Source organism: Pectobacterium parmentieri, from assembly GCF_001742145.1.
In the GTDB taxonomy this organism is placed as follows: domain Bacteria; phylum Pseudomonadota; class Gammaproteobacteria; order Enterobacterales; family Enterobacteriaceae; genus Pectobacterium; species Pectobacterium parmentieri.
Window position 1 is genome coordinate 4,964,691 of the sequence record NZ_CP015749.1, and the last position, 12,572, is coordinate 4,977,262.

10 protein-coding genes are annotated in these 12,572 nt (G+C 53.9%); all 10 read left to right on the top strand.

All coding sequences use genetic code 11. The features are described 5' to 3' along the window. The first annotated feature begins 6 nt into the window (after positions 1-6). The 10 genes from A8F97_RS22590 (at position 7) to ftsQ (ending at position 12,566) form a co-directional block, all read left to right on the top strand. Complete coding sequence (locus tag A8F97_RS22590) at positions 7-1,770, top strand: peptidoglycan glycosyltransferase FtsI (protein WP_014701432.1); 1,764 nt, start codon at positions 7-9, stop codon at positions 1,768-1,770. Beyond that, a complete protein-coding gene (gene murE / locus A8F97_RS22595; RefSeq protein ID WP_033072152.1) occupies positions 1,757-3,244 on the top strand; it encodes a UDP-N-acetylmuramoyl-L-alanyl-D-glutamate--2,6-diaminopimelate ligase in 1,488 nt (495 codons plus the stop codon). The genes A8F97_RS22590 and murE overlap by 14 nt, the downstream gene beginning before the upstream one ends. Then, entirely contained in the window at positions 3,241-4,602 is a 1,362-nt protein-coding gene (gene murF, locus A8F97_RS22600; protein WP_033072151.1) for a UDP-N-acetylmuramoyl-tripeptide--D-alanyl-D-alanine ligase, read from the top strand. Before murE ends, murF begins: the two co-directional genes overlap by 4 nt. Continuing rightward, a complete protein-coding gene (gene mraY / locus A8F97_RS22605; RefSeq protein ID WP_005975233.1) occupies positions 4,596-5,678 on the top strand; it encodes a phospho-N-acetylmuramoyl-pentapeptide-transferase in 1,083 nt (360 codons plus the stop codon). The genes murF and mraY overlap by 7 nt, the downstream gene beginning before the upstream one ends. Before the next feature lie 3 nt (positions 5,679-5,681). Then, positions 5,682-6,998, top strand: a complete 1,317-nt coding sequence (gene murD, locus A8F97_RS22610) for a UDP-N-acetylmuramoyl-L-alanine--D-glutamate ligase (protein ID WP_033072150.1) — start codon at positions 5,682-5,684, stop codon at positions 6,996-6,998. Further along, positions 6,998-8,200, top strand: coding sequence for a cell division protein FtsW (gene ftsW / locus A8F97_RS22615; RefSeq protein ID WP_014701428.1), 1,203 nt, complete (start codon positions 6,998-7,000; stop codon positions 8,198-8,200). Before murD ends, ftsW begins: the two co-directional genes overlap by 1 nt. After that, a complete protein-coding gene (gene murG / locus A8F97_RS22620; RefSeq protein WP_025919420.1) occupies positions 8,197-9,288 on the top strand; it encodes an undecaprenyldiphospho-muramoylpentapeptide beta-N-acetylglucosaminyltransferase in 1,092 nt (363 codons plus the stop codon). Before ftsW ends, murG begins: the two co-directional genes overlap by 4 nt. Before the next feature lie 62 nt (positions 9,289-9,350). Then, positions 9,351-10,811, top strand: a complete 1,461-nt coding sequence (gene murC, locus A8F97_RS22625) for a UDP-N-acetylmuramate--L-alanine ligase (protein WP_033072149.1) — start codon at positions 9,351-9,353, stop codon at positions 10,809-10,811. Positions 10,812-10,819: 8 nt separating this feature from the next. Continuing rightward, entirely contained in the window at positions 10,820-11,740 is a 921-nt protein-coding gene (locus A8F97_RS22630; protein WP_014701425.1) for a D-alanine--D-alanine ligase, read from the top strand. A 1-nt stretch (position 11,741) separates the two neighbouring features. Further along, positions 11,742-12,566, top strand: a complete 825-nt coding sequence (gene ftsQ / locus A8F97_RS22635; RefSeq protein ID WP_005975221.1) for a cell division protein FtsQ — start codon at positions 11,742-11,744, stop codon at positions 12,564-12,566. Positions 12,567-12,572 lie beyond the last annotated feature (6 nt).

Below are 12,572 nucleotides of genomic sequence, written 5' to 3' on the forward strand. Positions count from 1 at the left end.
CTAAGTATGAAAGCAGCCCGTACAGGAAAGTTAAAGCGCCAGGAAGATCAAGCCAGCTTTGTTAGCTGGCGTTTTGCGTTGCTTTGCGGCTGTATCCTGCTTGCGATGGTTGGCTTGATGGCTCGTGCGGCTTATCTTCAGGTGATCAATCCAGACAAACTGGTGCGCGAAGGCGATATGCGCTCCCTGCGCGTTCAGGAAGTGCCAACGGCGCGCGGTATGATCAGCGATCGCGCTGGTCGCCCTCTGGCCGTCAGTGTACCCGTGAATGCCGTGTGGGCCGATCCGAAAGAAGTGAACGATCGTGGTGGCATCACGCTCGATACGCGCTGGAAAGCACTGTCTGATGCGCTCGATATCCCGTTAGATCAGTTGGCAACCAAGATCAATGCTAACCCGAAAGGGCGCTTCGTTTATCTGGCGCGTCAGGTTAACCCGGCTATTGGTGAATACGTTCATAAGCTGAAATTACCAGGAATTAATCTGCGGCAGGAGTCTCGTCGGTACTATCCTTCAGGGCAAGTTACCTCTCACCTTATTGGTTTCACCAATATCGATGGACAGGGCATCGAAGGGGTAGAGAAAAGTTTTGACCGCTGGCTGACTGGGCAACCCGGTGAGCGGACCGTGCGTAAAGACCGATTTGGCCGCGTGATTGAAGATATCTCCTCCGTTGACAGCCAGGCTGCACATAATCTGGCGCTCAGTATTGATGAGCGTTTGCAAGCGCTGGTTTACCGTGAACTTAATAACGCCGTTGCCTTTAACAAAGCCGAATCGGGAACGGCTGTGCTGGTCGATGTGAATACTGGCGAAGTGTTAGCAATGGCGAATAGCCCGTCTTATAACCCGAACAATCTGGCGGGTACGCCGAAAGACATCATGCGTAACCGCGCTATCACCGACATTTTCGAACCTGGCTCTACCGTTAAACCGATGGTGGTGATGACGGCCTTGCAGCGCGGAGTAGTGAAAGAGAATAGCGTGCTCAACACGCTGCCGTATTACGTCAATGGTCATGAGATCAAAGATGTGGCGCGTTACAGTGAGTTAACGCTGACGGGCGTGCTCCAAAAATCGAGTAACGTCGGTGTATCCAGACTGGCGTTAGCGATGCCTTCCTCTGCGCTGGTCGATACTTACGCGCGCTTTGGATTAGGAAAAGCGACCAATTTGGGGTTGGTCGGAGAAAGCAGTGGCTTATATCCTCAAAAACAACGGTGGTCTGACGTAGAGCGGGCCACCTTTTCTTTCGGCTACGGGCTGATGGTAACCCCATTACAGTTAGCGCGAGTCTATGCCACGATCGGCAGTTTCGGTATTTACCGCCCGCTGTCGATTACCAGAGTCGATCCCCCCGTGCCTGGCGAGCGTGTCTTCCCTGAAGCGCTGGTGCGTTCCGTGGTGCACATGATGGAAAGCGTTGCACTACCCGGCGGTGGCGGCACCAAGGCAGCCATCAAGGGCTACCGTATCGCGATTAAAACCGGTACAGCCAAGAAAGTCGGCCCAGATGGTAAATACATCAACAAATATATTGCCTATACGGCGGGCGTGGCACCAGCCAGTAACCCACGTTTTGCTCTGGTTGTCGTGATCAACGATCCGCAGGCAGGGAAGTACTACGGCGGCGCGGTTTCTGCGCCAATCTTTGGCGCCATCATGGGCGGCGTTCTGCGTACGATGAATATCGAACCGGATGCGTTGCCAGTGGGCGACAAAAACGAGTTTGTAATTAATAGAGAAGAGGGATCAGGTGGCAGATCGTAATTTGCGCGATTTACTTGCGCCGTGGGTGCAAGACACCCCGGAACTCGCGCTGCGGGAAATGACATTAGACAGCCGCGTCGCGGCTGCCGGGGATCTGTTTGTCGCGATTGTCGGGCACAAAACAGATGGACGGCGCTATATTCCGCAGGCAATTGCGCAAGGCGTAGCAGCGATTGTTGCCGAAGCTGAAGGTGAAACTGCTGATGGTACCGTTCGCGAAATGCACGGTGTGCCAGTGATTTATCTCAGTAATCTGAACCAGCGGCTTTCCGCGTTGGCAGGCCGTTTTTATCAGCAGCCTGCGGAAAAGTTACAGTTGATTGGCGTAACGGGAACCAACGGGAAAACGACAACGACTCAGCTTCTGGCGCAGTGGAGCCAGGCGTTAGGCGAAACGAGCGCAGTGATGGGCACTGTAGGCAATGGCCTATTGGGGCGGGCGATTCCGACAGAGAATACGACAGGATCTGCTGTTGATGTTCAGCAGGTGCTGAGCCAGTTGGTAGAGCAAGGCGCGACGTTTGCTGCAATGGAAGTGTCTTCCCACGGGTTGGTACAAAACCGTGTGGCCGCACTGCCTTTTACGGCAGCAGTGTTCACCAATCTGAGCCGCGACCATCTTGATTACCACGGCGACATGGAAAGCTATGAAGCGGCCAAGTGGGCACTGTTCGCCGAGCATCGTGTTGGTCAGATGATTATCAATGCTGATGATGAGGTTGGGCTGCGTTGGCTAGCCAAGTTGCCAGACGCGGTTGCGGTAACGATGGCAAACAATTTGGTCCCCGGCTGCCGTGGGCGCTGGCTGAAAGCGACACAGATTGATTATCACGATAACGGCGCCACGATTGCGTTTGATTCAAGCTGGGGACATGGCGAAATTAAAAGTCGCCTGATGGGCGCGTTTAACGTCAGCAACATGCTGCTGGCGCTGGCAACATTGCTGTCTCTTGGCTATCCGCTCGACAAGCTCGTCATTGCTGGATCGCAACTGCAACCTGTATGTGGTCGCATGGAAGTTTTCCATGCTGAAGGAAAGCCAACGGTCGTTGTTGATTATGCCCATACGCCGGATGCGCTGGAAAAAGCGCTTGAAGCGGCGCGTTTGCACTGTCTGGGGAAACTCTGGTGCGTGTTTGGTTGTGGCGGCGATCGCGATAAAGGTAAGCGCCCACTTATGGGCGGCATCGCAGAACAACTGGCCGATCGCGTTGTAGTGACTGACGATAACCCGCGGAGTGAAGAACCTCAGGCGATCGTTACCGATATTCTCTCTGGGCTGCTGGATGCTGGGCGAGTTCAGGTGATTCACGGACGTGCTGAAGCTGTCACCAGTGCGATCATGCAGGCGCAGGAAAATGACGTGGTGCTGATTGCAGGAAAAGGACACGAAGATTACCAACTGGTTGGCAATCAGCGTCTTGATTATTCCGATCGCATCACCGTTGCTCGCTTGCTGGGGGTGATCGCATGATTCGCGTTTCTTTGCAGCAACTTGCCACGGTGCTTAATGCGCAGTTGATTGGTGAAAACATTGATATTGAAGATGTTTCAACCGATACGCGTAAGCTGTCGTCCGGCTGTTTGTTTGTCGCGCTGAAAGGCGAGAAATTCGATGCGCATGATTACGCCGCTGATGCAGTAAAAGGCGGTGCGGCGGCTCTGTTAGTCAGTAAGCGCTTACATATCGATGTACCTCAATTGCTGGTGAGCGATACGCGTTTAGCGTTAGGGCAATTGGGTGCCTGGGTTCGCCAGCAGTCAACGGCGCGCGTTGTTGCACTGACAGGTTCTTCCGGCAAAACCTCGGTTAAAGAGATGACGGCGGCGATCCTGCGCCAGTGCGGCTCGGTGCTGTATACCGCCGGTAACTTCAACAACGATATTGGTGTGCCGTTAACGCTGCTGCGTCTGACAGCAGAACATCAGTTTGCGGTGATTGAACTAGGGGCGAATCACATTGGTGAGATTGCCTATACCACCGATCTGGTGCGGCCGGAAAGCGCGCTGGTCAACAATCTGGCCGCTGCACATCTGGAAGGTTTTGGTTCACTGGCTGGTGTGGCGCAGGCGAAAGGTGAGATTTTTTCTGGTTTGCCAGTAGACGGCGTAGCGATCGTGAATGCAGACAGTAACGATTTCCCGCACTGGCAGGTCACGCTGAATCATAAAACCGTTTGGCATTTCTCGCCGCAGGCCGCTTGCAACATCGATTTTTTTGCCAGCGATGTAGCCGTTTTAGCACAGGGTACGCGTTTCACTCTGCATACACCGTTTGGCGACACGCAGGTTTTGCTGCCTTTACCCGGTCGACATAATGTGTCGAACGCGTTGGCGGCAACTGCACTGGCGATGTCCGTCGGGGCGACGCTGGAAGCCGTTAAAGCAGGATTATCTCAGCTTCAAGCGGTGCCGGGACGATTGTTTCCGATCGCGCTGTCTGAAGGCAAGCTACTGCTGGATGACAGTTATAACGCCAACGTGGGCTCGATGACGGCCGCGGCACAGGTATTGGCAGATATGCCGGGTTACCGCGTGATGGTTGTCGGCGATATGGGAGAGCTGGGTGATGATGCTCCTGAGTGTCACCGTCAGGTGGGCGAAGCGGCGCGTGTTGCGGGCATCGATTGCGTATTGAGTGTAGGAACGTTGAGTAAATTGATAAGCCAAAGCAACGGCAATGGCGAGCATTTTCACGATAAGGCCGCGCTAATTTCACGTTTGAAGGTGCTGATGTCAGAACATAACGTCATCAGCGTATTGGTCAAAGGCTCTCGCAGCGCTGCGATGGAGCAGGTTGTACACGCATTACAGGAGAATGCTCAATGTTAGTATGGCTGGCCGAACATTTGGCCAAACTTTATACCGGTTTTAACGTCTTTTCTTATTTGACGTTCCGCGCCATTGTCAGCCTGCTGACCGCATTGGTTATCTCCTTATGGATGGGGCCGCATATGATCGCCTGGCTGCAACGTTTGCAGATTGGGCAGGTTGTGCGTAGCGAAGGGCCTGAATCGCATTTTAGCAAGCGCGGAACCCCGACGATGGGGGGCGTGATGATCCTGGTGGCGATTATCGTTTCCGTTCTGATGTGGGCGAATCTATCTAACCCGTATGTCTGGTGCGTACTGCTTGTGTTAGCGGGTTATGGTGCAGTCGGTTTTGTTGATGATTACCGCAAAGTGGTGCGTAAGGATACCAAGGGGCTGATTGCCCGCTGGAAATATTTCTGGCAGTCCGTGATTGCGCTCGTGGTGGCTTTCACCATGTACTCCATCGGTAAAGATACGCCAGCTACGCAGTTGGTTGTGCCGTTTTTTAAAGATGTTATGCCGCAGTTGGGCCTGTTGTATGTCGCGCTGGCCTATTTTGTGATTGTCGGCACCAGTAATGCGGTAAACCTGACTGACGGCCTGGATGGATTGGCAATCATGCCGACCGTGTTTGTTGCTGCTGGCTTTGCGCTGGTGGCATGGGCAACGGGGAACATGAATTTTGCCGGTTATCTGCATATTCCGTATATCCGTCATGCCAGTGAACTGGTGATCGTCTGTACTGCGATTGTTGGTGCTGGGCTCGGCTTCCTGTGGTTTAACACCTACCCGGCTCAGGTCTTCATGGGAGACGTAGGTTCGCTGGCACTGGGCGGCGCACTCGGTACTATCGCGGTACTGCTGCGTCAGGAGTTTTTGTTAGTGATTATGGGCGGTGTCTTCGTGGTCGAAACGCTGTCGGTGATCCTGCAAGTTGGGTCCTTTAAGCTGCGTGGGCAGCGGATTTTCCGCATGGCGCCGATTCATCATCATTATGAACTTAAGGGTTGGCCGGAACCGCGCGTGATTGTGCGCTTCTGGATTATTTCGTTGATGCTGGTGCTGATTGGCCTGGCAACGCTGAAGGTACGATAAGACATGGTGGACTATCAGGGTAAAAAAGTCGTCATTATCGGGTTGGGTCTGACCGGGCTCTCCTGTGTTGATTTCTTTCTCGCGCGTGGTGTTGTACCGCGTGTGGTGGATACCCGTATCAGTCCACCGGGCTTGGATAAGCTGCCGGAGCAGGTGGAACGGCATCTCGGTAGCCTCAATGAAGACTGGCTGATGAATGCGGATTTGATCGTCGCCAGCCCCGGCGTTGCATTGGCGACGCCGATTCTGTGTGACGCTGCTAATGCTGGTATTGAGATTGTTGGCGATATCGAACTGTTCTGTCGTGAAGCACAGGCACCTATTGTGGCGATTACCGGTTCGAACGGCAAAAGTACGGTGACGACGTTGGTCGGTGAAATGGCGCGCGCTGCAGGTTGGCAGGTGGGCGTCGGTGGCAACATTGGTCTCCCTGCGTTGCAGTTGCTGGAACAGCCCGCTCAGCTTTATGTCCTGGAGTTGTCGAGTTTCCAATTGGAAACGACGAGTAGCCTGCACGCCGCTGCGGCTACCATTCTGAACGTAACGGAAGATCACACCAACCGTTACCCGTTTGGCCTACAGCAGTATCGTGCAGCGAAATTGCGGATTTATGAACATGCGGACCTGTGCGTTGTGAACGCAGACGATGCGTTGACCATGCCGATTCGCGGTGCAGATGTGCGCTGCCGCAGTTTTGGTGTTGATGTCGGTGATTATCATCTTAACCGTCAGCAGGGCGAAACCTGGCTGCGGGTGAACGGTGAACGAGTGCTCAACACCCGTGAAATCAAGCTTGTCGGGCAACATAATTACACGAACGCATTGGCGGCGCTGGCGCTGGCTGATGCTGTGAAGATCCCTCGGGCTTCTGCACTGACGGCATTGACGGCATTTACCGGGCTACCGCATCGCTTCCAGATGGCCTTTGAGCGCGATGGAGTGCGGTGGATCAATGATTCTAAAGCCACCAATGTGGGCAGCACCGAAGCGGCATTAAGCGGTTTGACCGTCGACGGCACGTTGCATCTGCTGTTAGGTGGTGATGGAAAATCTGCCGACTTCTCGCCGCTGGTGCCCTATTTTCAGGGGGAGCGTATTCGTTTGTATTGCTTTGGTCGTGATGCTGCACAACTGGCTGCATTACGCCCGGAAATTGCCGAACAGACAGAAACAATGGAACAGGCGATGCGCGTCATCGCTGAACGCATTAAGCCGGGTGACATGGTGCTGCTGTCGCCAGCTTGCGCAAGCCTGGATCAGTTTCGTAGTTTTGAACAGCGAGGCGACGAATTTGCTCGCTTGGCGAAGGAATTAGGTTGATGCGGTTCTTCGGGCTGGCGTTTATCGAACGCATCAAAAGCTGGGTCATGGGAACGCGCGAAAGCGATACGCTGAGCATCGTTCTGTACGATAGAACGCTCGTGTGGTTGACGCTTGGGCTTGCCATTATTGGTTTTGTTATGGTGACGTCGGCTTCTATGCCTGTCGGGCAACGTCTTGCCAGCGACCCGTTTTTGTTCGCGAAGCGTGATGCGATTTATCTGGGTTTAGCGTTTGGCTTGTCGTTAATTACGCTGCGCATCCCGATGGAAATATGGCAACGCTATAGCCCGGTGCTGTTATTGCTCGCGATGGTCATGCTGCTGGTTGTACTCGCTGTGGGAAGTTCGGTTAACGGTGCGTCTCGCTGGATTTCTCTGGGGCCGTTGCGTATCCAGCCTGCGGAATTATCCAAGCTGGCGCTGTTTTGCTACCTGTCCAGCTACATGGTGCGCAAGGTTGAAGAAGTACGAAATAACTTCTGGGGCTTTTGCAAACCGATGGGTGTGATGGTGGTGTTGGCGGTGCTGCTACTGGCTCAGCCTGACCTCGGTACGGTGGTTGTACTGTTTATTACGACGCTGGCGATGCTGTTTCTGGCAGGAGCCAAGATGTGGCAGTTTCTGGCGATCATTGGTTCCGGTGGATTTGCCGTTGGGCTGCTGATTGTCGCTGAACCTTACCGTATGCGGCGTGTGACGTCTTTCTGGAATCCGTGGGATGATCCGTTCGGCGATGGCTACCAGTTAACACAATCCCTGATGGCGTTTGGGCGCGGTGAGTTCTGGGGGCAAGGCTTGGGGAATTCAGTACAGAAACTGGAATATTTGCCGGAGGCACATACCGATTTCATTTTCTCTATTTTAGGTGAGGAACTGGGGTATATCGGTGTGGTTTTGGCGTTGTTAATGATATTCTTCGTCGCTTTTCGCGCGATGTCTATCGGAAAGCGGGCGCTAGAGATCGATCAGCGTTTTTCAGGCTTTCTGGCGTGTTCGATCGGTGTCTGGTTTAGCTTTCAAACGCTGGTGAACGTAGGCGCAGCGGCGGGGATGCTGCCGACGAAAGGGTTAACGCTACCGCTAATCAGTTATGGTGGTTCCAGTTTGCTTATTATGTCGACGGCGATTGTTTTGTTGTTACGCATTGATTTTGAAACGCGCCTGACAAAAGCGCAGGCGTTTACGAGAGGTGCCCGATGAGTGGCGAAGGCAAGCGTTTGATGGTGATGGCTGGTGGCACGGGTGGACATGTCTTCCCTGGGCTGGCGGTTGCGCATCATCTGATGGCGCAGGGCTGGCAGGTTCGCTGGTTAGGTACTGCGGATCGTATGGAAGCCGATTTGGTGCCTAAACATGGTATCGATATTGATTTTATCCGCATTTCTGGCTTGCGTGGCAAAGGTATTCGGGCGCAGTTAAGCGCGCCGATTCGTATTTTTCAGGCAGTACGTCAGGCGCGGGCGATTATGCGCCGTTACCAGCCCGATGTGGTGCTGGGTATGGGCGGTTACGTTTCTGGCCCCGGTGGTCTGGCCGCCTGGCTGTGCGGCATTCCGGTCGTACTGCATGAGCAAAACGGTATTGCAGGGCTGACCAACCGCTGGTTATCCCATATCGCTAAAAAGGTATTGCAGGCGTTTCCCGGCGCATTTCCCAAGGCGGATGTCGTGGGTAATCCGGTAAGAACCGATGTGTTGGCATTACCAGCACCGGAAACACGATTAGCCGATCGCTCAGGCCCAGTGAGGGTGCTGGTTGTTGGTGGTAGTCAGGGTGCAAGGGTGCTGAACCAAACGCTTCCCGCTGTGGCAGAGCAGTTAGGTGAGCGTATTACGATTTGGCATCAGGTCGGTAAAGGTGCGTTATCAACCGTTCAGCAGGCTTATCAGGATGTTGGGCAGACGCAGCACAAGATTACCGAGTTTATTGATGACATGGCAGCAGCCTACGCGTGGGCAGACATCGTGGTATGCCGCTCTGGTGCTTTGACCGTCAGTGAAATTGCAGCGGCAGGGCTACCGGCTCTGTTTGTGCCGTTTCAGCATAAAGATCGGCAGCAGTACTGGAATGCACTGCCGTTGGAAAAGGCGGGGGCAGCAAAAATTATTGAGCAGCCACAGTTTAGCGTGGCGGCAGTCAGTGAGGTGTTGTCCGGTTGGGATCGCACAACTTTGCTGGCGATGGCGCAGAAAGCCCGCGCAGTGGCGATTCCAGATGCAACCGAACGGGTTGCCGCGGAAGTCAGTGCAGCGGCAGGCAGTCGGGCCACAAATGTGGCTCATGGTTAATTAATACAACGTTGTCGGGTAGAAGACTGCCCGGCGACGCTACAAGGTAGCGATAGAATAAAGTGAATACTCAACAACTGGCGAAACTACGTTCAATCGTGCCCGAGATGCATCGCGTCCGGCACATACACTTTGTCGGCATCGGCGGTGCTGGCATGGGTGGTATCGCCGAAGTGTTGGCCAACGAAGGTTATGAAATTAGCGGTTCCGATCTGGCACCGAATGCGGTGACGCAACAGTTAACCGAGCTTGGCGCGCGGATTTATTTCCACCACCGTGCAGAGAACGTTCTGAACGCCAGCGTGGTGGTGGTATCAAGCGCGATTACGGCGGATAACCCAGAGATTGTCGCTGCGCATGATGCTCGGATTCCGGTGATCCGTCGTGCCGAAATGTTGGCGGAACTGATGCGTTTTCGTCATGGCATTGCGATCGCGGGTACGCATGGCAAGACGACGACAACGGCGATGGTCACCAGTATTTATGCGGAAGCGGGATTGGATCCAACGTTTGTGAACGGCGGTTTGGTGAAGGCGGCGGGAACGCATGCGCGTTTGGGCTCAAGCCGCTACCTGATTGCCGAGGCGGACGAAAGCGATGCGTCCTTCCTGCATTTGCAGCCAATGGTGGCGATTGTAACCAACATTGAAGCCGACCACATGGACACCTATCAGGGCGATTTTGAGAACCTGAAGCAGACGTTCATTAATTTCCTGCACAACCTGCCGTTTTATGGTCAGGCTGTGATGTGTGTGGATGATGAGGTAATCCGTGAACTACTACCACGTGTTGGCCGCCACATCATCACCTATGGTTTCAGCGATGATGCGGATGTGCGAATTGCTGGATATCGTCAGACTGGCGCACAAGGGCACTTTACGCTGGAGCGGAAAGATAAACCGTTGCTGAACGTTACGCTGAATGCGCCGGGGCGTCACAATGCGCTGAATGCAGCGGCGGCGGTTGCGGTGGCGACTGATGAAGGCATTAACGACGAGTCGATTCTGCGCGCGCTAGAACGTTTTCAAGGCACCGGGCGTCGCTTTGATTTTCTCGGCGAGTATCCGCTCGAATTAGTAAATGGACACAGTGGTACGGCGATGTTGGTGGATGATTACGGCCATCATCCGACGGAGGTTGATGCGACGATTAAAGCCGCACGTGCTGGCTGGCCAGATAAGCGGTTAGTTATGATTTTTCAGCCACATCGCTATACGCGAACCCGTGATTTGTATGACGACTTCGCGCATGTGCTATCGCAGGTTGACGTGTTGTTGATGCTGGATGTGTATTCCGCTGGAGAATCGCCGATCCCGGGAGCAGACAGCCGTTCACTGTGCCGTACCATTCGCGGAAGAGGTAAGATTGATCCGATTCTGGTGACGGATGTGGATACTTTACCGGAACTGTTGTCACAGGCGCTGCGAGGCGAAGACCTGATCTTGGTTCAGGGAGCCGGCAACATCGGTAAACTGGCACGTAAACTGGCTGATTCCAGATTACAGCCGCAGATAAGTGAATGAGGAACATCATGACTGAGAAAGTTGCTGTATTGCTTGGTGGAACCTCTGCTGAACGTGAAGTGTCGTTACTTTCCGGTCAGGCGGTTTTGGCTGGACTGAAAGAAGCGGGCATCAATGCACATGCGGTCGATACCCGTGACTTCCCCGTGACGAAATTGAAGGAAGACGGTTTTACCCGCGTATTCATCGCCTTACATGGTCGTGGTGGTGAAGATGGCACATTGCAGGGCGTGCTGGAATTTCTGGAATTACCCTATACCGGCAGCGGCGTGATGGCATCCGCACTGACGATGGATAAGCTCCGTACCAAGCAGGTGTGGCAAGCGGTCGGATTACCAGTATCGCCTTACGTGGCACTGGATCGTCGCCACTATTCGGAGACGGCGGCAAATGAATTGCTGGCGAAATTCACGCATCTCGGATTGCCACTGATTGTCAAACCAAGCCGTGAAGGTTCCAGCGTCGGCATGAGCAAAGTGAATGCGCTTAGTGAGTTGCCTGCGGCACTGGAAGAAGCATTCCGTCATGATGACGATGTTCTGGTCGAGAAATGGCTGAGTGGCCCAGAGTATACCGTTGCTATTCTGGGGGATGAGGTATTGCCGTCTATTCGCATCCAGCCTGCGGGGACGTTTTACGACTATGAAGCGAAGTATTTGTCGGACGATACCCAGTATTTCTGTCCAAGTGGCCTGCCGGACGATCAAGAGCAGGCGTTAGCGGTACTGGCGATGGCGGCTTACCGTGCGGTGGACTGTAGCGGATGGGGACGCGTCGATTTTATGTTAGATAGCGACGGTGCTTTCTACCTGCTTGAAGTGAATACGTCTCCAGGGATGACGAGTCACAGCCTGGTTCCTATGGCGGCGCGTCAACGTGGTCTGACTTTTTCACAATTGGTCGTGAAAATTCTGGAGCTTGCTGGCTGATATGTCGCAGGCAGCGCTGAATACACGCGGACGAGAGCCTGAACCGAAAGGAACACGTCGCAGTAATGGAGGCCAATTGGCAGGAATCATTTTCCTGCTGATGGTGATAGGGACGATCGTCTGGGGAAGTTGGATTGTGGTGGGGTGGATGAAAGACGCCAGCCGCCTGCCGCTCTCTCGTATGGCAGTGACAGGGGAAAGGCAGTACACCACCAATGACGATATTCGTCAGGCGATTTTGTCGTTGGGGTCGCCGGGAACGTTCATGACACAGGATGTGAACGTGATCCAGCAGCAGATCGAACGTCTATCATGGATAAAACAGGCCAGCGTGCGTAAGCAGTGGCCGGACGAATTAAAGATTCATCTGGTTGAATATGTGCCGGTAGCGCGTTGGAATGATCAGCTACTGGTTGATGCGGAAGGAAATTCGTTCACTGTCCCCGCCGAACGCGTTGGTAACCGTAAGATGCCGTTGCTGTATGGCCCAGAAGGCAGTGAAACAGAAGTATTGGAAGGCTATCGCATCATGAGTCAGACGCTAGCCGCCGGAAAGTTTACGTTAAAAACGGTAGCGATGAGTGCGCGGCATTCGTGGCAACTGGGATTAGACGATGATACTCGCCTCGAATTGGGGCGGGACGATAGGGCTAAACGTCTGCAACGCTTTATCGAGCTGTATCCGCTGTTGCAGCGGCAGGCTCAGAGCGAGAACAAACGTATTAGCCATGTAGATTTGCGATACGACAGCGGGGCCGCGATAGGTTGGGCTCCTGCCTTGCTTGATCAACAACATGTTGATCGGCAACGAGTTGGTCAGCAATAAGACATT

What these genes read in the sequence shown, in the direction of transcription:
- A8F97_RS22590 (WP_014701432.1), top strand. Translation starts at nt 7, where the DNA reads ATGAAAGCAGCCCGTACAGGAAAGTTAAAGCGCCAGGAAGATCAAGCC.
- murF (WP_033072151.1), top strand. Translation starts at nt 3,241, where the DNA reads ATGATTCGCGTTTCTTTGCAGCAACTTGCCACGGTGCTTAATGCGCAG.
- mraY (WP_005975233.1), top strand. Translation starts at nt 4,596, where the DNA reads ATGTTAGTATGGCTGGCCGAACATTTGGCCAAACTTTATACCGGTTTT.
- murD (WP_033072150.1), top strand. Translation starts at nt 5,682, where the DNA reads ATGGTGGACTATCAGGGTAAAAAAGTCGTCATTATCGGGTTGGGTCTG.
- ftsW (WP_014701428.1), top strand. Translation starts at nt 6,998, where the DNA reads ATGCGGTTCTTCGGGCTGGCGTTTATCGAACGCATCAAAAGCTGGGTC.
- murG (WP_025919420.1), top strand. Translation starts at nt 8,197, where the DNA reads ATGAGTGGCGAAGGCAAGCGTTTGATGGTGATGGCTGGTGGCACGGGT.
- A8F97_RS22630 (WP_014701425.1), top strand. Translation starts at nt 10,820, where the DNA reads ATGACTGAGAAAGTTGCTGTATTGCTTGGTGGAACCTCTGCTGAACGT.
- ftsQ (WP_005975221.1), top strand. Translation starts at nt 11,742, where the DNA reads ATGTCGCAGGCAGCGCTGAATACACGCGGACGAGAGCCTGAACCGAAA.